We start from the raw sequence: 20,956 nt of genomic DNA, 5'->3' as shown, positions 1-20,956 counted from the left end.
ACTCTCAATTTTGAGAGGAAAACATGATCGGATTCGTCTCTACCGTTGTTCTTATTTCTGCGTTTTAAGTTTGATTGTATTTTAACACAATAATCCGTTCTATGTCAAGACAAAAAATGTGTCTTTTAGACAAACATTTTATTCTACAGGAGTCCGGCTTTCCCCACGCATTTTCCTCCCCTGCTCCAGATATGTATAGAATGTGTATCGGGAAATCCCAAGCAGCGAGTAGACGCGATCGCTGGCCTTCGTGATCACAAAGGCCCCCTTCATATCCAGATCCGCGATAAACTGAATTTTTTCCTCTTTGGTCAGGAGCTTCGGAGGCTTTCCATATTTTTGGATGCACTGGTCGATCAGGCGATTCAGCAGCTCATGGACGTCCGGCATGAAGACCTCCTTCGGAGAAGCATCTTCCCTGTTTTCATAGTCGTGGGTATTGTTGTATTCCCGCAGCATCTTTTCAAAATACGTGGTATCCGTAATATCCGTGTTGATGCACAGGGAACCGATGGGCTGTCCAGCGCTGTTGTGAAAATAGATGGAGGAAGACCGCAGAAGATGCCCATTTTCAGCATAGGTGGCATAATTGAATGCATCCTCCGCCGGTTTTCCGTTGAGGATCTCCAAGCCCAGATTCGTAACGCATCCGCCAATCTCCCGGCCCGTTACCTCCCCATTTTCAATTCCGATGATTGTATGGTTGTCAGGCGCCATAAAATCATGAAGCACGATCTCGCAATTTTTCCCGAAATGCTCTGCCATCAGCTTCATCACGTGTTCCAACAGTTCTTTCTCCTCATTCATGGACTCCATTCCGTTTTCTCTCCTTTCTGATAATCCCATGCCAAATTGGCCTGTAGTTTCACTTTGGTGCTCCACAGCAAAACACTTGATTCATCTACTGACCGCAAAGAAATATCGCCAGCCGCTGCATATTTGAACAAAAAGTGTATTGTTCTCACCAATGTGTTAGTTATATTTTAACATCAACGCACAAATTTTACAATCCATTGTTTACAATAAATGACAATGCTGCAAGGGCTCCCCAAGCAGGACCACACCTATGCTGCCTATTCTGATAACCATGTAGAGTTCTTGTTTACACCCCCGCAAAAAAATAGGATCGCCTGAAGATGATGAAGCACCTGTCCCACAGCCATAAAACACCGGACAAATTACATGGAGCAGAGCGCAACCGTCCTATATAATACACAATACCAATGGCGCCAACGTCTCTCTGCCAATGCCTGCTCGGCTCAAAGTTTTTCCACAAATGTACCAAGGCAGTCTCTAGGATTGACTTCCGTGCAAAACAACTAGACCTTGACTCTTATATCGAGATTCCACTGTTATTTGATCCATGTCTCTTGTGGCGTGCAGTAACAGAACTCCTGCTGTGCCTTCTGGAGAGGTCTCTGGATGTCCGGCCACACTCCGCCGTGGACGTGTTGTTTCAGTTTTGGGATAACACGCTTGAATGCCCTTTCCACTCCACTGGGGCCGTTGTAGTTCATCCAGATGGCCAGCCCATGGAACGTCATGCCCTGCTTCTCCGGATGGCCGATCTACAACAAAATCAGATGGTGCTTAACAAAAAAAGCTAAATATAAAAGGATGCGGAGCCGCGTGGCTCCACCTCTCCCTTATTGTCAGTATCCCTACCTGTGTGTCTACGACGGCAACAGTAACTTCAATCCCAAGACCGATGCGGACGGCTGTGGGAGTCGGCAAGAAGGTTTCCGAATCATCTTCACGGATGGATTATTTCCCCCACCACACCGGATAGGATAGACAGGCAGTGGAATCTCCTGCCCTCGCATTCCTCATCAGCCGGAAGGCCCTGCGCCAGCGGTGGAGATCACTTCCGGGACAGCGTTGGCGCAGGTGCCCCAAGACTGTCTTTCTCGCCTTTGTCATGTTATCGGAGGAGAGCATCTCCTGCAGGCCCAGTTTTCATCAGCAGATAGCTGTTCATAGCCGTATACCCCCGAAGGTGTGGCCCAGAATAGAGCGGTTTTTGACGCTTAGCAAGCAGAGCAGTAGCTCCAGCAGTTCCAGGTGCACCTTTTGGTAGACGATCTGCTCCACAGACGTTCCTTGCTCATGCTCCTCTAGTTACTCAAATGGATCACCCTCCTCGCCTTCCCTCTACAAATCAAATACAGATAGGAAATGGATATGGTATCCGACCAGTCTTGCGGCTGACATCCCGGAGATATATAACAGTGTCGCGATCTCGCCGATGGCCTTTCCCTCCGCATGGCAGAGTTTCTGGGGTAGTCGTACACGTTCCATCTCATCCTTGCTCAAAGCTATGACGCCCAAATTAGTCTTCAGATAGCAGTACATTCTTCCCCGCAAAAGGGGTTGAGATAGGTGGTTAATTTCCCGCATGCTCATCATGGCTGCCGACCTGAATCCAATCCCACAACTCCAGGTTTCCTTCGGCACATAGAGCTTCTATCAGCAATGTCGCTGCAGTGTCTGTACATTCAAAATGCCTAGCCGCATCCAGAGCAATTCTTCGGATGAAGTTTTCCATCTGTCTGTGGAGCTATTCAAAGGCGGTGGAGTCACCGATCCGACATTTCTGATACAGTTCCTCGTTTGTCACAGGCCACCGCCCACTTCCTTCCAAGATGAAAGATCAACGTTCTTTTTCTTCCTCTGGATCTGCTTTTTCACTGAACGGCACAGAGCGGATACAGTTTCTTATTAGACAGAGATGTGTTAAATGCCTCATAGAACATACTCGGTTTTGTTCTTGCTACGCGGTAAATCTCTTGTGCTTTCTCTCGCAGCAGCTTTCGCTCCTCCGCTGTAATGGCACCTCGGGACCAACCCTTGTCGATCCGCTGATAGCAGTGGTAAAGATCCTGGGACAGCGAACTGTCCTCCGCCTCCTCCTTGACGCCTCTGATCCGGTAGCCCAGCTGGGCGCAGGTGTACTTGGGGTTGGTGGAGTTGGGCAGGTCGCAATATCTGATGTGGTAACCTTTTTACAGCAGAAAATACCGTCCACCGTTCTCACACCTGCGGATTAGGTGCCCGGCCTCCAGTGCCTTATAGAAATCCAGCTTCATCATGGTCTGGAGGAGGTCTGCCAACTAGTACTCGTAGACTTTGAATGCGCCGGAGCCAGGAGCCGTTTCCTGGAGGCGAAGATGAATCCGCACGTCATCCATGTAGGTGTAAAATCCGGTCCCTTCCGCGGGATTTGTAACCCACTTATGGGCTCGCTCATGAAACAAAAATTCATGCAGTGATGCCACATAGTTATTGGGCGTCAGCTTTTCCAGCGACGAGAATCCCATACGAACGAACGCCCGAAGTGTCTGACAGACCGACGCGATGTCTTCCAGGAGTCTTTTGTAGTTATATATAATATTTTTTATAGGCGGCCCACTTCACGTTCAGCTGCCCATAGGCAACCAACAGCGCCCTCGTCTTTTCCGGTGACTCCGGCGGTATCGGCGTTCGAGGAACAGACGAAGTATAATACTCATCGCCAAATTGATAGACGATGTGATCTTCCCCACCATAGTCCTCTGGGTACTCCAAGTAGTCTTTATATGCTCCGATTGCGGCCAGGCCCTCTCTGTCCCGTTCTCCGAGTTCCAGATCTTCTTCTGGGAAAAGAGAATTCTGCTCCGGGAATGTTCTCGCTTCTGATAGGATCTCATCCTTCTCTTGGATCAGTCGAAATATCTGGCGGCAGCACAGGGCGTCATGGAGCAGGATCATCTCCTCGTTGGCATCGAACCAATCCCGTATCCAGTGATCTTCCTCATAGCGGTCCATGCTGTCATTGCCCTATCCAGCATCTGCTGCAGCTCATGGTACTCCTCCGGAGAGATGTTCAGTGCCTCTGCTATCAATTCTCCCAGGGGGATATTCCCAGGGTTGTTCAGACTCAAGACATTTTCTCTGGTGTAGAGGGCGTGGATCGATGGCCGTCGATCCGCGCCTTTATTTTGGGGAAAGGGAGATTTTCGGATGAAAAAATTGAATACCATTAATGCAGATACCCAGCAGATCATTCCCCATGCCCCTCTGGTTCGTCGTGGAGGAGACCTGCTGCCCCAGGGGCTCCACCTGCTGGCAGGAGCACCGAAGATCGGCAAGTCCCGGCTGGCCCTGTAGATATGTCTCTGTGCCGCACAGGGCAAATCGCTCTGGAGCTTCGCTATATACCCGTGCGAAGTCTCTACCTCTACCTGGAAGACAGCTTCCAGCGTATCCAGAGCTTGCTCTTTGATCTCACGCCTCCGTCGCTGCACTTCGCCATGATGGCGGAGCAGCTCCACAGCGGACTGGTGGAACAGATCGCGTAGTTTCTCAAAGTGCATCCGGCTATTGGTCTGGTAGTCATCGATACCCTCCAGCGCATTCGCGCGGCTGGGAACAAAACAAATCCCTACTACCAGGACATCGGTGTCCTCAAAGATCTGGCAGACCGGCACTACATTGCCGTCTTGTTGATCCATCACCTGCGGAAGCTGAATGATGACGACCCTATGGACATGATCTCCGGCATCACAGGCTTGAGTGGCGCCACAGGCTCCAACTTCGTGCTCCGCAAGCGCAGGCGGGGAGAGAACGCCGCCACCCTCTACTGTACCGGCCGGGACATCATCTACCGGGAGCTATTCCTGGAGTTCGATGGTAAAAGTCACATCTGGAATCTGCTCAGGGACAACTGAGCGGAAGCGGAACCGTCCAATAGTCGGATTGTCTTTCTTCTCTCCGCCTTGCTATGGGAACAATCGGAGATCTGTGTCTCTGCCAAGGCGCTGCTGGAAAAGATTGATCCTGCCGACCTCGAAGGGCTAACACGCAACAGCCTCTCCCATCAAATTTGGAAAAACATTGGGGCTCTAAGGAACAGTGGCATCGTCGTGTCATTTCGCAGGTGGAGCAGAGGCAGACTCATCTGCCTGAAAAGTGTCGATGGTGTCGATGATCTCGCTACCGAAAAGATCGTCACCATCGACCCATATGAATAATTTGCTGGGTGTGGTGTTCACAGCTCCGGCAGGGAAAAACCTCCCATATGGGAGGGCAAGCATCGCGTCCGGGGCTATACACCGGCCGCAGTTTCGGGGCCCTGCCCCGCCCCCAGCCCCTTCGTCGACACAAGCTCCATATCATTTGCCCCGCCGCGAGCGGCAGGGCGCATTCATTCCGCTGTGTCTCCTCTCCAAACGAAACCCGCTTCGCTGGACTTTCGTTTGGTTGGGGCGAAAGTTTGAAAGGAGTACGAATGCCGAGAGAAAAGAAAACGGAAATCATCACGCTCCGAGTGACGCCCCCGGACAAAGGCCGTCATCCAGGCGCGTGCGAAAAGCGTAAACAAAACCGTCACCGATTGCCTGTGCCTCTGCGGCCTGGGTAAGGAGATCGTGCAGGTGGAGGGGCTGGACAAGGTGCTCTCCGAGCTGAAGGCTCAGGGGCGGAACCTGAACCAGCTCACCACCCTGGCCAACATGGGCAAGGTCACGATTCTGCGCGGCGACGCCTTAGCGGACAAGTACGAAGCGATCTGTGGGCAGCTCTGCCATCTGCTGCGGGAGGTGAACTGAGATGGCTACCTTCACCACCATCAAGAACCGGGGCGGTGGCCGGGGCGCGCTCGCCGGAGTGCTTCAGTACATCCGACAGGACGAAAAAACGCTGTGGGAAGGACATCGGCTGGTGTCAGGCTGGAACTGTACTGCCCCGACGGCGTGGCAGGAGATACAGCTCACCAAGGAGCGGTTCGTTAAAACAGATGGCTGGCAGTACTACCACTTCGTCCAATTCTTTGCGGCAACGGATGGCCTGACGCCCCAGGAGGCACATGCTATTGGCTTGGAGTTGGCCCAGCGGAAGTTTCCAGACTTCGAGGTGCTGGTGGCGACTCACATCGACACCGACATTCTGTACAGCCACCTGATCGTAAACAGTGTCAGCTTCCAGAACGGCCGCAAGCTCCACCAGAGTGCCGCCGACCTGCAGGCCCATCGGCTGGCCAACGATGAGATCTGCGCCGCCCACCATCTGTCGATCCTTCCACCTCCGCAGAAGCAGGTCCAGCAGAAGTGGATGGACACCCGGGAGTATCGCTCTGCCGCCAAGGGCGAGAGCTGGAAATTCCGACTCATGAATGCCATCGACCAATGTATGCGGTTCGCATCTACCAGGGAAGACTTCATCTCCCTGATGGAGAGCGAGGGGTATCAAGTTCGATGGTCGGCCACTCGGAAGTCCATTACCTACACCACACCCCAGGGCATGAAGTGCCGGGACGACCGGCTCCACGAATTGAAATACACGAAAGAGATCATGGAACGTGAGTTCCGAATCCGAGAGAAGATTATCTACATCTGCAGGGCCAAGACTATCCGGGTGCCGGAGAGCATTCCCAAGCGCGATATCCGGCAGTATGTGGCTCACGAGGCGGAAGAACTGTAACGGCAGTTCAAATCTGGTTACAGCGAGGACGGGAATCTGCCCTTTCAGGAGTACGCCGAACGGTGGCTAGCCCGGCAGGTCCGGTATGCCCCCAGCACGTTGGAGAGCTATCGGCGGATGCTTGGAAGGGTGTATCCCTTTATCGGGGCCATCCAGTTGAACCGGCTACGGCCGATTGCTCTGGAGAATATGCTGGTAGAACTGCGGAAGCGGAAATACCGTGGCAAGCCCATTGGGGAGGCCACGGTGCAGAAATACCTGACTGTGGTCTCCGCTGTCCTTAGCGACGCCAAGCGGAATGAGATCATCCAGAAGAACCCGGCCCGGATGATCGATCTGCCTCTAACACGCCGCACTACACAGTACATTCCCTCCCCCGTGGAGATTCAGAAACTGCTGGATGCTCTGGCAAAGGAGCCTCGGCACTACCGGATGTTCTATCTGCTCTCCATGTGTACCGGCTGCCGCCGGGGGGAGCTGTGCGCCCTCAAGTGGGAGGATTTCAAGTTCAGCAGAGGCGGTCTGCTCCTGACCATCAGCCGCTCCCGCAGCGTTGTCCCTGGAAAAGGTGTCGTGGAAGGCTCTACTAAGAACGGCCGCAACCGTGAGATCGTTCTCTCATCTGATATCCGAGGAATCTTTTTGAGCTACCGCCGGCGGAAACAGCTGGAAGCCCGGCTGGCGCATCGGGAACTTGGTCCCTATCTCTTCACGGATGCCCTCGGGCAGCTCATTCACCCGGATACCTTCACCAAACGGCTGCGGAAAATCTATGAGTCCATTGGATTTCCAAAGGAATATCACCTGCACACGCTTCGCCATTACTATGTGACCTCCCTGCTCCACTCCGGCGTGGACAAGCAGACAGTGGCGGATCTGGTAGGGCACGCGGACACGGGCTTTCTGGAGCGCACCTACTGCCATCCGCAGCAGGAGCAGAAAGAGCAGGCCGCCGGGGCCATGCGCGCCATGCTCCGCCCGGAGGGCGAAGTCCTGTTCAATCTGGCCGCCGCGTGTCCCGCCAAATCCCGCAGCGCCTGATTGTTGCTTTCGTAGAAAATGTTCTTTCCAGGAAGTTTCAATAGCTTTACTTCCCCACTTGCGGTATGTTGTGTTTGCAAAACCGGCCTCAACTGGAGTGAGGCCAGCGAAAGAGAGGTCAACACAACATGGCAAGTATCCGAAAACGGGGCAGCAGCTACCTGCTGGTGGTCTCTATGGGCTATGACTACGAGGGCAATCGCATCAGGCCCAAGCAGAAAACCGTTCATCCACCGGAGGGTCTGACCCCAAAACAGCGGGAAAAATGGTTGAAGGAGCAGGCGGTCCTGTTCGAGCGGGAGTGCAGGTCACTTCCCCAGGAGGAAGTGGATCGGAGCATCACACTGGCGAAGTACACGGAGCTGTGGCTCCGGGAGATCGCCCCCGGCAAGTTGGCCAAGTCCACCCTGGCCCGTGACCGGCAGGACATTGACCGCTTCCTGCCGATTCTGGGGCACTACAAGTTGGCAGAACTCCGCCCCGAGCACTTCCGTAACTTCTATGCGGATCTGCGAAAGGTCATCAGCCTTGAAACTGGAAGGCCGCTCTCCGAGCATACCGTGGAGGGCGTACACGCAACGCTGTGTACGATCCTCTCCGATGCCATGGAGGGCGGCTTTCTGAATCACAACCCCGCCTGGCGGACATACCGCTATGCGGGGAGGAAAACGGAAAAGAAGATCGCAGATCTGGAAACCCTGCAAAGGATCATCTCCGCCCTGGAGGAAGAGAGTCTCAAGTACGAGACCTACTTCAAACTCATCATCGCAACCGGGATGCGTCGTGGCGAGTGCTGTGGCCTGCAGTGGGGTGACATCAACTGGCACGAGCGGTCCATCCACATCCAGCGGAATGTGGTAAAGGTCACCGGCGAGGACATTATCGTCAAGGAAACAAAGACTGTGGCCGGGGACCGATACGTGTACTTCTCACTGGAGATGGAGTCCCTGCTGAAAGAGTTCCAGCGGGAGTGTGCCTGGGAAACGGAGACGTATGATGGGAGGGAATTGGAGACTTCAGACTACATCTTCCGCCGCCATGGAGAGCGGCTCCCCATGACGCCCTCCACTTTCACCTGGCGGTTCAAGCTGATTCTGAAGAAGCATGGTCTGCCCTCTGCCCTGAATGTCCACTCCCTGCGCCACACCAACGCCAGTCTGCTGATCGCCGGCGGGGCCGACGTGGCCACCGTAGCGGGCCTGCTGGGCCACAGTCAGCCGTCCACCACGCTGGACATCTATACACACGCTTTCGATAAGAACAAAAAGGCAGCCAGTCAGGTGCTGCAGGAGGGGTTGGAGATATAATGATCTACAGAGAGGAAAAACAGCCGCAGATTCCCGTCAACCATTGCGCCTGGTGCGGATCGTATGACCTGGGGATCGGCTGGCAGCAAAATGAGGCCATCGTGACCTTCCGGCGGAACGGACTCCTGGGCAACCGGCTGAAGTATGTGATCTGCCGGAACTGCGGTGCGGTTCTGTACCAGTATGTGGCGGAGCCGTGGAGGTTTCCTCCGGCGGAATAGAGGGCTGTAGAAGTACCAACGCCCTACCGCAAAATATGAAACTTCTATAACGTAAAAACCGCCGAAAGCAAATTGCTTTCGGCGGTTTTGGTACGCTTAGCCAAATTTGGGTCAATAGCCTACAGAGATGGGGTTATCAAGCGATCAAGCAGGAAGTCGTTGGGCCCTAGGTATTTTGTGGGTTTTGGCCATTTTTTAGGAAAATTGCCAAATTTCCAAAAATACCCAGAGCCGTTGCAACACAATGACTCCGGGTGTTTTCCGGATAGTGGTCTTCGTATGACACTGTACGATTTACTGGTCAGAAGTGCCAGTTGGGAGCTCCCATTCTCTTACCTGGGTGAAAAACGGGCGTTGCAGGCGATCACGAAAATCTTCCAGATCAGACTCCGACCAGATGTACAGACCCTGTCGGGCTTTTTGCCCAGTTTTTCCGAAAGCAATTCCATCTGCCACAAGTTGCTGCACAGATCTCGCATTGCACAATGTGGGATAGATATTTCCGGCGATGGCTGCCTCCAATTCATATCCGACGGCATCGAAATATTCCAGCAGGCCAATGGATGCATACCGCATACCCACGGCGTAACGTACAGCTCTGTCGATATCGGCTGGTTCCGCAACTCCCCGCTCAATGAGGTCAATGCATTCCCTATACAGAGCCTGAGCCAGCCGATTGACTATGAACCCGGGAACGCTGTGGTTGAGGATTATTGTCTGCCGGTGCAGAGAGTCCATCAACGCCTTGGCCCGCCGCAGCGTAGAGGGGCTCGTTGCCTTGCATCCCACCAATTCCACCAGCGGCTGCAGATGAACCGGCTGAAATGGGTGGGCAATCAGAAAGCGGTCGGGATTGGGAATATCAGCTGCGAGTTGGTCCGCGTCCATGGAAGACGTACACGATGCAAAAATAGTATCCGGCCTGCAGATGGAGGCAATCTTAGCATAGACCTCCCGCTTGACATCCGGGTCTTCCGATACCGCTTCCAGAATAAAGGTGCAGTCCTTCAGCGCCTCCAATTCATCGGAAAAGATCAGCAGATTCATTGCTGCCGCCTTATTTTCTTCGGACGCTAGACCCTCGGCAATAAGATCATCCCAGTTATGCTCAATTGCGCGTTTGCAGCGGCTGATTCCTCTGGCGGAGTGTCCAACTACCACAACTGCATACCCATTACCTGTAGTCAAGGTAGCCTGACCGGAGCCAATGGTACCCGTTCCGTAAACACCAATGATTTCTTTTCTTATCATATTGTACCTCTTGTGATATGTGTTGCGGCCTGGATATTCCAGGCCGCAATTTTTTGTTATGCCAGGCCGAACATTGCACATAGAGGGATCAGCAGCAATGTTTCAACAATAGGCGCAATGACGGACACCACGCAGACGTGCCAGTAGCCCTGTCGATGAGTGGTGTGGCTGTGGTTGAGGATATTGCACACAAAGCCGCTTTGCGGAGTGGAATCCAGAGTGCTGGATGCAACCACGATCACCCGGTGCAGCGCCTCGGCGTTGACACCCATGGCCAGGAACCTCTCACCCAGGATGGGACAGACAATGGCCATACTGCCGGAGGAGGAGTTCATAACTCCCGCCATCAGCATGGTGGCAATGCCGGCGATCAGCAGGGGATTGCCGTCCAGATTGAGGACAAAGTCTGTAATTTCCTGGAAAGCCGGTGTCGCGGCGACCACAGCACCGTAGCCCGCTGCGGCGGCAGTAATGGAAATCGTCTTCAGCCCAGAGAACACACTGTCCTGCACCTCGGCGCTGATCTCCTTCAGGCTGTGGGGCATATGCTTGAAGTAGAACACAAATGCTGCCACAATACCAGCCAGCAAGGAGGTGACAATGGGCTGCTTGGCCACATTCAGCACCAGCAGGATCACCAGCATGGGCAGCACAGATGCCAGCACGGAGGGGCCAGAGCTTTCCTTACCCACCTCAGTGGCGGGAGCCTCTCCCTCCAGCTCTTCAAAGTGTTCCCCGCGATTCTTGGCCCGTTTGACGACCCACATCACATAAGCAGTGCAAAACACCAGCTTCAACACAGTAGAGATCATGCCCGGAACAGCGGCGGCGGCCACTGTGGTGCCAAGATAGACAGTGGGTGTCGCGTTCTGGATAGACGGTGTGAAGGGCGCGGTCATCGTCGCACCGACACAGCCCACAAAATAAGCGGCAGCAAAGAACTTGCGGGGGATGTCTGCCCTGCGGAACATAGCCATGGCCAGGGGGTACATGGTAAACATGGCCACAAACAGGTTGACCCCGCCCAATGTTAAGATAATGCCCATGATGATCAGGCCGATGATTGCAAAGCGATCTCCAAAGGCTCGGAAGATAAATGTAGAGATGCTGTTGGCCGCGCCGCTGATCTCCACCAGCTTTCCAAAGAGTGCACCCAGCATAAATAATAGGAAGAAATCTCTTACGTAGTCTCCAAAGCCTGTCATGTATGTGGCGGTAATTCCATCATACAAGTCCATCTGCTGTGTCAGCAAGAGAAAGATAGAGGACAGGATCGTGGCGATGACGATGGGAACATTTTTCAGAACCAGCGCAATGAACAGTGCAATGGCCAATAATAAAAACAGGATATTCATTCAGAACCCTCCTCGACGGATACAGGATAGACTTTGTGATCCAGTACGTGTACATCGTGACCAGGGATGATCTTGATATGTTCTGTCTGTTCCAGCGCCTCTATTTTCTCATAGGTCTTGAAATATGCTTTTACATCGGAATGCAGCCCGCCGATGATGTGCCGGAGCTTTCCGTTGCCCTCCCAGTTCTGATACAGGTTGATGCAGTCGCCTGCCAGCAGATACGGGCCGTTCTCCGTGGAGACCAGTACACCCTGGATACCGTCAGAATGACCGGGTAGCAAAATCAGGCGGATGCCGTCATCAATCTCAGTATCTCCGTCCACGGTGACCAGCTGATCCCTAGCTCGCATCCAGCTAGACACCACACCGTATTGCGGAGATTCGTAGGTGGCACGGTGGATGGGCAGTGGATCCAGTGCATATTCCAATTCCGATGCCTGTACATAGATCTTTTTGCCAGGAAACTTGTGGTTGCCGCAGCTGTGGTCCCAGTGGAGATGGGTGTTGATGATATAGTCCAAATCCCCCGGCGCAAGGTCAAAGTCTCTCCTCAGAACCTCCACGATCTCACACCCGTCCGGAATATTTAGGGGCATATGATACTTGGCACCCCATTCGGCATCGCAGGGGCCGGTGTCCACCAGGATTTTTCTACCGTTGCTGCCCAGAAGCAAAAAGGAGATGAATGGACAAGTCATTTTGACGCCGGGATCCACCATATAAGTAAAGCTGGACTTATCATGTACTGGAATTTCCCCCAGATATATGGGAAAAATCTTGTAGGTTGTAAGCATATGGTTCTCCTCCTCAGTAGGGATATACGCTGTGCTCCAGCACCTTCATATCATGACCTGGAAGGATGACCTTGAAATCGATCTTATCCATCTTTTTGAAGGTCTCTTCATACTCTCTCAGGTCTACATGGATACCTGCAGGCACATGGTGGTATTTGGCATTGCCTTCCCAGTTTTCATAAATATTGACTGTGTCGCCGGCAATGAGATAATAGCCATCCTCTGTGTTGACACGTACGCACTGAGAACCGGGAGTGTGTCCGGGAGTCAAGAACACTTCGATGCCGGGAATAATCTCTTCATCGCCGTCCAGGACAACCAGCTTCGTGCCGGCAGAAGCCCAGACAGGTGTCAATCCGCACTGCGGAGACTCGTAGGTATACCAGTGTAGTTCCACAGGATTGATGGCATACAGGACTTCCCGCTTCTGGGTATAGACTTTTTTGCTGGGGAAGCAGTCATTGTTCTGGCAGTGGTCCCAATGCAGATGCGTGCAGATGATGAAGTCAATATCTTCCGGTTTCAGTCCGTGCTTTTCCAAGACCTTGAGCAGGTGAACCTCTGGGGGCACGTCTGCCTCCACATGGCTGTGATATCTTTTAATGACCTCCAGATTTTTGGGGCCGGTGTCCACCAGAATGTTCTTCCCATCACCCTGTACCAAAAAGGCCAGATAGGGAGAGTGCATCTTGACACCATAGTCAAAGGTGAATGTGTGCATGGATTTTTCATACCTGGTCATCTCGCCCAGGTACAGCGGTTTGATGGTATAGGTTGGTTTGTTCATAGCTGGCCCTCCATTCACACGTTATCCAGTTCCACATCCAGCAAATAGGAGCAAAGGCACTTCCCGTGGGTATCCAGCCGCAGGCTGCGGGTCACACCGCCACCCAGGGTTTTGGTCAGGACGAAATTCAGCGCGCCGATCTTGGGTAGCTCATACCGGGTGACTGTCCCGCGGCAGTATCCGGCAAATACCTTGGCTACCAGCTCAACCGTGACTTTTTCTTTGATGAACTCGTAATCCTTCATATCGTAGGCGATGACAGAAATATTGGAGATATCGCCTTTATCGCCGGTTCGGGAGTGTGCGATTTCCAGCAGCTTCATCTTACAAAACCTCCTCCACATAAGAGATCTCGATATCTTCACGAGGCACCAGGACAGACAACACCGCGACCAGCTCCGTGATATGGCGTTCCATACCGCCGCAGTTGGCGGGGCCGTCAATAGTAAAGGCATCCACCTCATTGAAGATCATGGTGAGCATCTCTTTTTCGGCATCGCGTACGGCAACCCGCATCCGCAGCTCCAGCGGCTCGGCTCCGCCGGGGAACCCCTCCGACAGGTCCCGGGGATACAGGGAGTTGTAGCCGATAATATCCACCCGGTGCTCTGCAGGATGGTAGTAGGTCTCAATGATCTTCTCCATGGTCTGAACAGCCAGTACCATCCGTTCAAAACACTTGGGGCCTCCGAAGCTCAGTCCGCAGCTCCCGATGTACCCGTCTTTGTATCCCACACTGACTTTCAGCGTGTCGGTCCGGGGGCGGCCGGTAGCGCCTGTTACCCGAACACGGTCCTTTCCGACCTGTTCAAAGGCGACTTGGGAGAAGTCCGCCACACAGTCTGGCGTATAGTAGCTGGAGGGATCGTGGATCTCGTAAATCAGTTGCTCTGAGCAGGTCTGCACGTCTACGCGTCCGCCGGTCCCCTCCAACTTGGAGATCTCGATGGTGCCGTCCTCACTGACATCCGCATAGGGAAACCCCAGATGCCACAGATCTTCTACATCCTTATATCCGGGCACGCAGAAGTTACCGCCGCTGACCTGTCCGGAGCACTCCAGAAGATGTCCCACAACAGTCCCCTTGCCCATCAGATCATAGTTATCCATGGGCCAGTTGAACTCGTATACCAGCGGCCCGAGAAACAGCGCGGGATCGGAGCAGCGGCCTGTGATGACGATATCTGCACCGTCCTTAAGAGCCTGCACGATGCCGGCGCAGCCCAGATAGGCGTTGGCGGCCACTTTGTTCTTCAAATCGCCAAGCCGCTCACCAGTTTCAAAAATGGGGTAGTCCGCGTACCGGTCCAAACGGTCAAAAATGTCATCTCCCAGCACACCTACAATTTTTAGGCCGGAGATTCCTGCACTTCTGGCAATCTCTGCGGTTTTTTCAACAGCTTTCTGAACATTTGCGCCACCCATGTTGGTAATGACTTTCACATGTTTTTCCGCGGCGATAGGCAGGATCTTCTTCATACGATATGCGAGATAAGGATTGTAACCAATGTTGGGGTCTAGATTTTTCTCCTTTTGTGCAATGGCTATGGTCCGTTCTGCCAGACACTCCAAGCAGAAATAGTCCAGCTGTCCCTTCTCAAGCAATTCAATTCCGGGTTCTACCCGATCATTGCTGAAGCCTGCGCCAGAACCGATGCGAATTGTCCGCATTTGAAAAAATCCCTCCCTCTTAATGTCATTTTTTGATGGCTGGTTTTGTTAGGACCTCTCAAATTAGTATCCTCTGTAAATAATTTAGCATTGCGAAAAAAGGGACTCAATGTTACAATGGTATCAATTTGATGGCTGGATTTGTACTCATAGAATAAACCCATTCTACAGAGGAAAGGTGAAACTGTGCAAAATGTGCAAAATTGACTATGAGACGATCCAAGAATTTCTGAGCTTTTCATTTCATTACAACAATATGGATCTGCTGGTAGATCGGGCAGCGGAGGTGCTGAAAAATCCCATTGCAGTGTTTGACAAGAACTACTACACGGTATCATATTCTGATACCACTGATGTTCAGGATGAGGTGTGGACTGCCGGAAAGAAGCGAGGATACTGTCTTTTTGAATATGCGGCTATGCTCCATGGGGTGGAGAGTATGCGGGGAACTCCGCTGCCCTTTCAAATCTTTGATGACTGGGGGCCCCATCGGAGGCGAATATGTCCTCTGATCTCCAACTCTCTGACCATCGGGTATCTTTCCGTGCTGGAATACCATACCGCTTTTGATGCGGTCCCTGGGGAGATCTACGATCTCGTGGCAGGCGTTTTGGTAAAGGAGCTTACCATCGAACAGGCAATCAGGCTTAGCCACCAGCATGACTCCGCAGAAATGCTGCTATCCAGCATACTGAATGAAGGCTTTGCCAATCGTGCGCTTTTTCTCCAGAGAATTTTGGGAACAGTTTTCGAGCAGGCCGGTCCTTATTCCCTGATCGGTATCAATATGCACGCGTTTTCTTCTCGAGTCTCCGGAGAGCGGCATTTCAAGGCACGTTTGGGAACGATCTTTCCAAAGGCGTGGTCCCTGTTTTTCCGAGAATATGTGGTCTTACTGGTGGAGTGCGGAAAAAGCAGGCAAATTCCGCAGGACGGATTGCAGCAGTTGGAGGGATACCTGTCAGAGCATGATCTGTGCGCCGGTATCAGTGATACATTCTCAGACCTGTATGAGATCCGGCGTTACTTTAATCAGGCTGCCATGGCAGAAAAAATGGCCAGGATCTCCGGGAGTGATGCCAGGATCGCCCAATATGATGACTACAGGCTTTGGCGGCTTGCTGCCTCGATCCCCGCAGAACAGCGGACGGACTATGTCAGTGCTTTTTTGCGTAATCTGATGGCATACGATATAGACAATCAGTCCGACTATGTAAAAACATTGTTTATCTATCTGAAAAACGGACAGAGCTTGGCTTTGACGGCCCAGGAACTGCATGTACATCGAAATACAGTCGTGTACCGGATTGAAAAAATGCGTGAAAGGTTCGGCGGTGTGTTTGATTCTCCTTACCATAATTTTCAGAATTTTTTTGGTTGCCTGCTTTTGCTGACCTCTGATGGGCAACCCGGATCCACGGATTATTTTGATACCATTTAACAACATCTTGTCTATTACTCCATATATTGGGACGATCTTGCGACAGCGTTCTCCGCAAATTCCGTTGAACGCTGGAACTGGTCAAAAGCCAATTCTCTGTCAAAATACTGATAAGCGTTAAAAGCAAGAAAGCCTCCGCAATGCAAGGATTTCAGTGAATTTGTACAAGTTTCTCGTCATTTGCAAAAAGGCCCGGAGCCATTGCGATGCAATGGCTCCGGGCCTTTTTGCAAATAGTGGTCAGGCTCACACAGCTCGGTTCAACCGGCTCGCCAGATCAATGAAATCTTTTATATCCTCCCGTATTTGACGTTTATGAAAGCAATATGCTTTCGGCAGTTTTTGTCAAGTGTTGCAGGTCGCTTCCTCAGGAAGAAGTGGAGTGGAGTATTACACTGGCGAAGTACACGGAGCTGTGGCTCCGTGAGATCGCTCCCGGCAAGCTGACCAAGCCTACCCCGGCCAGGGACCGGCAGGACATTGATTGCTTCCTGCCAGTCCTAGGGCACTACAAGCTGACGGAACTTCGGCCGGAGTATTTCCGGCAGCTCCACTCCGGTCTTCGGAAAGTGAAGAATCAAAGAACGTGAAAGCCGCTCTCCGAGTGCACTGTGGAGGGTGTACACGCAACGCTGTGTACGATCCTCTCAGATGCCATGGAGGGCGGCTTTCTGGACCATACCCCGGCTTGGCGGACATACCACTATACCGGGAAAAAGAAAGAGAAGGTGATCGCTGGCGAGGCCACCGCCCAGCAGCTCATTGCCGTACTGGAGGAGGGGAACCTCAAGTACGAGACCTACTTCAAGCTCATCATCGCCACCGGGATGCGCCGGGGCGAATGCTGCGGGTTGCAGTGGGGCGACATCAACTGGGATGAGCGGTCCATTCACATCCAGCAGAATGTGGTAAAGGTCACCGGCGAGGATATCATCGCCAAGGAGACAAAGACTGTGGCCGGAGGCCGGTATGTTTACTTCTCTCTGGAGATGGTGTCCCTGCTGCAGGAGTTCCAGCGGGAGTGCGCCTGGGAGACGGAAACGTATGATGGGCGGGAATTAGAGGATACGGACTATATCTTCCGCCGTCACGGAGACCGGCTCCCCATGACGCCCTCCACCTTCGCCTGGCGGTTCAAGCTGATCTTAAAGAAGCACGGCCTGCCCCCTGCCCTGAACGTCCACTCCCTGCGGCACACCAACGCCAGCCTCCTGATCGCGGGCGGGGCCGACGTAGCCACAGTGGCGGGACTGCTGGGCGCCACAGTCAGCCCTCCACTACGCTGGACATCTACACACACGCATTTAATAAGAACAAGAAAGCGGCCAGTCAGGTTCTGCAGGAGGGACTGGAGATTTGATGAAATACAGAGAAACGAAACAGCCGCAGATCCCCGTCAACCACTGCGCCTGGTGCGGATCGTATAACCTGGGGATCGGCTGGCAACAGAACGAGGCCATCGTGACCTTCCGGCGGAATGGACCCCCGAGCAACCGGCTGAAGTATATCATTTACCGGAACTGCGACGCTGTGCTGTACCAGTGTGTGGCGGAGCCGCGGAGGTTTCCTCTGGCTGAGTGAAAGCGGCAACAGAAAGAAATCCCCCGTCCTTTGGACGGGGGGTAATTCTTCGATGGCAGCTCATTTTTGTTGGACAGCCCCGACAAACGCCTCAAAAATTTTCCTGCTGGACTCTTCCTGCAGGGACATCTCCGGATGCCACTGGACGCCCCAGACAAAGGTCTTGCCGGGCAGATACATCGCCTCGATGAGGTCATCTGTGCTGCGGGCCATTTCTACGAGACTGGGGGCTAAACTCCTGATCGCCTGGTGGTGACAGCTGTTCACCTCCAGTTCCGTCTTTCCCAGCAGAGAGGCCAGAGGCGTCATCGGCCATATATGCACCGTGTGGGCCATCCGGTCGTAGGGCGGCTTCATGGAATGCCCGATCTCTGACGGGTGCTCCGTGGGCAGGTCCTGATAAAGGGTTCCGCCCAAGGCTGCATTTAGGAACTGAATACCCCGGCAGATGCCCAGGATGGGCTTGTCCCGCTCCAAAGCCTGTCGGAGTAACTCCTGCTCCAGAGCGTCCCGGGCAGGGCACAGCTCGCCGCAGAAGGGCTCCATGGCCTCCCCGTACAGCTGGGGATCGACATCCTGCCCACCAGTAAAGAGAAAACCATCGCAGAGATCCGCGAGCTGGGCAATATCCGCCCCATTGGTTGTCAGCGGCAGGATGACGGGGATGGCACCGGCTTCCTTCACTCCTTCCAGATACCCCGGCAGCATCCAGTAGGACTTCTTTTCCTCGTCCCACAGGGGCGTTACCCCGATGATGGGTTTCTCCATAGTTCATCACCTCTGATTGATAAAAGCAAAGAGGCACTCGAAATTCGAGTGCCTCTTTGCACGTGGTACGCCCGACTGGATTCGAACCAGCGGCCTTCAGAGTCGGAGTCTGACGCGCTATCCAACTGCGCCACGGGCGCATACCTAAACTATGTTCTATTATAACACGGGATTTTCAAAATTGGTAGTCAAATAGTAGTCAACGGAAACAGAATTTTTTCTCTCTGCCCGTTAAAACCAAAGACTCCCAACGCTTTGCGCCATCTCTCAACTGAACGAGCCTGAAATGTCGGAGTCTGACGCGCTATCCAACTGCGCTACAGGCGCATACATCAACATCTTCTTCAAACAGCTTATTTAGTATACCAACATTTTTCCGCTTTGTAAAGCTTTTCTTGAAAAAATTTTTCTCAAAAAGATTGTTAAAAAAATTGACAAGTCCCTGATTTTGGTCTAAACTTAATTGAGAATGATTTAACAAATAGCAAGGAGTGACTTATATGCGAAAGGAAAACATCTCCGACGCCGTGATACGGCGTCTGCCCAGATATTACCGCCAGCTCACAGACCTCTGCAACCGCGGCGTCGTGCGCATCTCCTCACACTCCCTGGGGCAGGAGATGAACATCACCGCCTCTCAGATCCGCCAGGATTTCAGCTGTTTCGGTGAGTTCGGCCAGCAGGGCTACGGCTACAATGTAGAAGAACTGCGGGCCGAGATCGGTCATATCCTGGGCGTGGACAACAACCACCACCTCATCATGATCGGCGTTGGCAATCTGGGCCACGCACTGCTGCAGAACTTCCCATTCTCCCAGAGTGGGTTTACGGTGGACGCAGCCTTTGATGTCTCCCCCGCCGTGATCGGGACTGTGGTGAATAATGTGCCGGTATACGCCATGTCCGAGCTAGATCACTTCCTACAGGACCACCCGGTGGACGTGGTGGTGCTGACCATTCCCCAGTCCGTGGCCCAGGACACCGCCAGCCACCTCATCAATCTGGGCGTCAAGGGCTTTTGGAACTTTACCAACATTGAGCTCAGCAGTCAGCTCCCGGATGTGCAGTTTGAGAACATTCACTTCGCAGACAGCCTCCTGACCCTCAGTTACCGCATCGCCAACCGCTGACGCTCCAGCGTGGAAGGGAATCATCTATGACAAGGAAGACCAAGACTGCCCTCATCACCGTCTGCCTCTTACTTACCGTCACCGTTGTGTACGCCTTGGCCGCGGCCGGCGGGGCCTCCGATCCGCTGGCCTCCCTCTCCTATCTCACCGGCACTTTCACCGATGCGGTAGACCAGCGGGTGGAGGAAAAACTGGACGCCTCTGACCAAGCGCTGCTGAACGGAGACGCGGCTCCTTCCGACGGCGGGGCCGCCACGTGGATGGAGACCCGTCTGAAGGCAGGCGACGCCCTGACCGGCTCCACCGGCACGGGCGTCCTGTTGCTGGCGGGCGGTATGCAGGTCACGTTCAACTCCGGCGCTGTGGTGGATGTCACCACAGGGACCATCGTTACCAGTGGCAGTGCCCTTACAGCCAGCCACCGGTATCTGGTGGCTGAGGAAACCACCGCCGTGTTTACCGTCACCTCCAAGACGGCGGTTGTGGATTATCAGGGCCCCTACGCCTTCAGCTACTCCACCAACACGGACTACAACGCCATTGCTGTCGCGCTCAAGACCATGCACCTGTTTCAAGGCAGCTTCACCGGCTACGGAGATGGATATGACCTGGAGGTCGCCCCTACCCGCCTGCAAGCCCTCATCATGTTCATCCGCGTCCTGGGCGAGGAGAATGATGCGCTGGCCTACACCGGCTCCACTCCCTTCACGGACATCACCTCCGGGACCCAGAGCGAGAAATACGTGGGCTACGCATACAGCAAGGGCTACACCAACGGATACTCCGCCACCACCTTCCGGCCCAGCCAGACGGTGACAGCCAGCCAATACATGGAGTTCATCCTCCGGGCACTGGGATACAGCTCCGCGGACAACAAGGACCTCTCCGGCACACTGACCAATGCCTTGACCAATGGCGTCATCACGGAGGGCGAGCTGGCCGCCCTGCAGGGCGGCACGTTCCTCCGTGCGGATCTCGCATACGTCTCCTACTACGCGCTGGATGCCGCGGTGTCCGGCAGCAGGCAGACACTGGGAGACACGCTGATGGACAAGGGCGTCTTCACCGTGCGGGAGAAACAGGCGGCCGACGCACTCGTCACCAGCGGCCGGAAATAAAACCGGAACCCCTTTGCCGGTCCGGCATACTA

The 20,956-nt window shown here is 53.6% G+C and carries 24 protein-coding genes, 1 tRNA gene and 1 pseudogene; 14 read left to right on the top strand and 12 right to left on the bottom strand.

Translation table 11 applies throughout. The features are described from left to right. Positions 1–138: 138 nt before the first annotated feature. The 4 genes and pseudogenes from EIO64_RS15835 to EIO64_RS15825 all read right to left on the bottom strand — a co-directional run bounded on the left by EIO64_RS15835 (position 139) and on the right by EIO64_RS15825 (position 3,804). On the bottom strand, positions 139–816 hold the full coding sequence (locus EIO64_RS15835; protein WP_158629821.1) for a helix-turn-helix transcriptional regulator: 678 nt from the start codon (positions 814–816) through the stop codon (positions 139–141). A 1,567-nt stretch (positions 817–2,383) separates the two neighbouring features. Next, a complete protein-coding gene (locus tag EIO64_RS15830) occupies positions 2,384–2,545 on the bottom strand; it encodes a hypothetical protein (RefSeq protein ID WP_158629820.1) in 162 nt (53 codons plus the stop codon). A 139-nt stretch (positions 2,546–2,684) separates the two neighbouring features. Next, positions 2,685–3,086 (bottom strand): annotated as a pseudogene (locus EIO64_RS19280) (DUF6076 domain-containing protein). 292 nt (positions 3,087–3,378) lie between these two features. Beyond that, positions 3,379–3,804, bottom strand: coding sequence for a hypothetical protein (locus EIO64_RS15825; RefSeq protein WP_136891616.1), 426 nt, complete (start codon positions 3,802–3,804; stop codon positions 3,379–3,381). 195 nt (positions 3,805–3,999) lie between these two features. Here EIO64_RS15825 and EIO64_RS15820 point away from each other — a divergent pair, with 195 nt between their 5' ends. From EIO64_RS15820 to EIO64_RS15785, 8 genes are all read left to right on the top strand, one after another. Then, entirely contained in the window at positions 4,000–4,146 is a 147-nt protein-coding gene (locus EIO64_RS15820; protein ID WP_158629819.1) for a hypothetical protein, read from the top strand. A 53-nt stretch (positions 4,147–4,199) separates the two neighbouring features. Next, complete coding sequence (locus tag EIO64_RS15815) at positions 4,200–4,337, top strand: hypothetical protein (RefSeq protein WP_207754054.1); 138 nt, start codon at positions 4,200–4,202, stop codon at positions 4,335–4,337. Positions 4,338–4,346: 9 nt separating this feature from the next. Beyond that, complete coding sequence (locus EIO64_RS15810) at positions 4,347–4,706, top strand: AAA family ATPase (protein ID WP_025543725.1); 360 nt, start codon at positions 4,347–4,349, stop codon at positions 4,704–4,706. Positions 4,707–5,330: 624 nt separating this feature from the next. Continuing rightward, positions 5,331–5,585, top strand: a complete 255-nt coding sequence (locus EIO64_RS15805) for a plasmid mobilization protein (protein WP_455722576.1) — start codon at positions 5,331–5,333, stop codon at positions 5,583–5,585. A gap of 1 nt (position 5,586) precedes the next feature. Continuing rightward, positions 5,587–6,456, top strand: coding sequence for a relaxase/mobilization nuclease domain-containing protein (locus tag EIO64_RS15800; RefSeq protein WP_119310758.1), 870 nt, complete (start codon positions 5,587–5,589; stop codon positions 6,454–6,456). A 99-nt stretch (positions 6,457–6,555) separates the two neighbouring features. Beyond that, positions 6,556–7,497 (top strand): tyrosine-type recombinase/integrase, encoded by a 942-nt coding sequence (locus EIO64_RS15795; protein WP_119310757.1) that lies wholly within the window; start codon positions 6,556–6,558, stop codon positions 7,495–7,497. Positions 7,498–7,625: 128 nt separating this feature from the next. Continuing rightward, positions 7,626–8,804: a tyrosine-type recombinase/integrase gene (locus EIO64_RS15790; RefSeq protein ID WP_119310756.1), complete on the top strand. Its 1,179-nt coding sequence runs from the start codon at positions 7,626–7,628 to the stop codon at positions 8,802–8,804. After that, positions 8,804–9,025, top strand: a complete 222-nt coding sequence (locus tag EIO64_RS15785) for a hypothetical protein (protein WP_119310755.1) — start codon at positions 8,804–8,806, stop codon at positions 9,023–9,025. Before EIO64_RS15790 ends, EIO64_RS15785 begins: the two co-directional genes overlap by 1 nt. Before the next feature lie 294 nt (positions 9,026–9,319). On the opposite strand, the gene EIO64_RS15780 is transcribed toward EIO64_RS15785, so the two are convergent. Genes EIO64_RS15780 through EIO64_RS15755 form a run of 6 tightly spaced genes read right to left on the bottom strand, consistent with a single transcriptional unit; the run spans position 9,320 to position 14,886 of the window. Beyond that, positions 9,320–10,276 carry a 3-hydroxyacyl-CoA dehydrogenase family protein gene (locus EIO64_RS15780; protein ID WP_158629817.1) on the bottom strand — a complete coding sequence of 319 codons (957 nt, stop codon included), beginning with the start codon at positions 10,274–10,276 and terminating at the stop codon, positions 9,320–9,322. 56 nt (positions 10,277–10,332) lie between these two features. Continuing rightward, positions 10,333–11,631 carry a GntP family permease gene (locus EIO64_RS15775; RefSeq protein ID WP_119310753.1) on the bottom strand — a complete coding sequence of 433 codons (1,299 nt, stop codon included), beginning with the start codon at positions 11,629–11,631 and terminating at the stop codon, positions 10,333–10,335. After that, complete coding sequence (locus tag EIO64_RS15770; RefSeq protein WP_119310752.1) at positions 11,628–12,428, bottom strand: N-acyl homoserine lactonase family protein; 801 nt, start codon at positions 12,426–12,428, stop codon at positions 11,628–11,630. Before EIO64_RS15770 ends, EIO64_RS15775 begins: the two co-directional genes overlap by 4 nt. A 13-nt stretch (positions 12,429–12,441) precedes the next feature. Beyond that, positions 12,442–13,215, bottom strand: a complete 774-nt coding sequence (locus EIO64_RS15765; protein ID WP_119310751.1) for an N-acyl homoserine lactonase family protein — start codon at positions 13,213–13,215, stop codon at positions 12,442–12,444. Positions 13,216–13,229: 14 nt separating this feature from the next. Next, positions 13,230–13,538, bottom strand: coding sequence for an AtuA-related protein (locus EIO64_RS15760; RefSeq protein ID WP_119310750.1), 309 nt, complete (start codon positions 13,536–13,538; stop codon positions 13,230–13,232). A 1-nt stretch (position 13,539) separates the two neighbouring features. Continuing rightward, the gene (locus tag EIO64_RS15755; protein WP_119310749.1) at positions 13,540–14,886 is read right to left on the bottom strand and encodes an acyclic terpene utilization AtuA family protein; all 1,347 of its coding nucleotides are present in this window, start codon (positions 14,884–14,886) and stop codon (positions 13,540–13,542) included. A gap of 256 nt (positions 14,887–15,142) precedes the next feature. On the opposite strand from EIO64_RS15755, the gene EIO64_RS15750 reads away from it, so the two are divergent. The 4 genes from EIO64_RS15750 (at position 15,143) to EIO64_RS15735 (ending at position 17,908) form a co-directional block, all read left to right on the top strand. After that, complete coding sequence (locus tag EIO64_RS15750; protein WP_207754053.1) at positions 15,143–16,327, top strand: PucR family transcriptional regulator; 1,185 nt, start codon at positions 15,143–15,145, stop codon at positions 16,325–16,327. A gap of 377 nt (positions 16,328–16,704) precedes the next feature. Beyond that, positions 16,705–16,917 carry a tyrosine-type recombinase/integrase gene (locus EIO64_RS15745; protein WP_136891614.1) on the top strand — a complete coding sequence of 71 codons (213 nt, stop codon included), beginning with the start codon at positions 16,705–16,707 and terminating at the stop codon, positions 16,915–16,917. 21 nt (positions 16,918–16,938) lie between these two features. Next, positions 16,939–17,754, top strand: a complete 816-nt coding sequence (locus tag EIO64_RS15740; protein WP_136891613.1) for a site-specific integrase — start codon at positions 16,939–16,941, stop codon at positions 17,752–17,754. Then, positions 17,687–17,908: a hypothetical protein gene (locus EIO64_RS15735; protein ID WP_119310745.1), complete on the top strand. Its 222-nt coding sequence runs from the start codon at positions 17,687–17,689 to the stop codon at positions 17,906–17,908. Before EIO64_RS15740 ends, EIO64_RS15735 begins: the two co-directional genes overlap by 68 nt. Before the next feature lie 60 nt (positions 17,909–17,968). On the opposite strand, the gene EIO64_RS15730 is transcribed toward EIO64_RS15735, so the two are convergent. Beyond that, complete coding sequence (locus EIO64_RS15730; RefSeq protein ID WP_119310744.1) at positions 17,969–18,676, bottom strand: gamma-glutamyl-gamma-aminobutyrate hydrolase family protein; 708 nt, start codon at positions 18,674–18,676, stop codon at positions 17,969–17,971. Positions 18,677–18,739: 63 nt separating this feature from the next. Further along, positions 18,740–18,816: transfer RNA gene (locus EIO64_RS15725), tRNA-Arg, on the bottom strand. 360 nt (positions 18,817–19,176) lie between these two features. Between EIO64_RS15725 and EIO64_RS15720 the strand changes: the two genes are divergently transcribed. Both EIO64_RS15720 and EIO64_RS15715 read left to right on the top strand, forming a co-directional pair. After that, entirely contained in the window at positions 19,177–19,806 is a 630-nt protein-coding gene (locus tag EIO64_RS15720) for a redox-sensing transcriptional repressor Rex (protein WP_021750403.1), read from the top strand. 26 nt (positions 19,807–19,832) lie between these two features. Further along, entirely contained in the window at positions 19,833–20,924 is a 1,092-nt protein-coding gene (locus EIO64_RS15715) for an S-layer homology domain-containing protein (RefSeq protein ID WP_136891612.1), read from the top strand. Positions 20,925–20,956: the final 32 nt, after the last annotated feature.

It is taken from the genome of Dysosmobacter welbionis (assembly GCF_005121165.3).
Classification (GTDB): Bacteria; Bacillota; Clostridia; order Oscillospirales; family Oscillospiraceae; genus Oscillibacter; species Oscillibacter welbionis.
The sequence above is the reverse complement of the archived record's forward strand: the minus strand, read 5'-3'. Positions and strand labels throughout refer to the sequence as shown.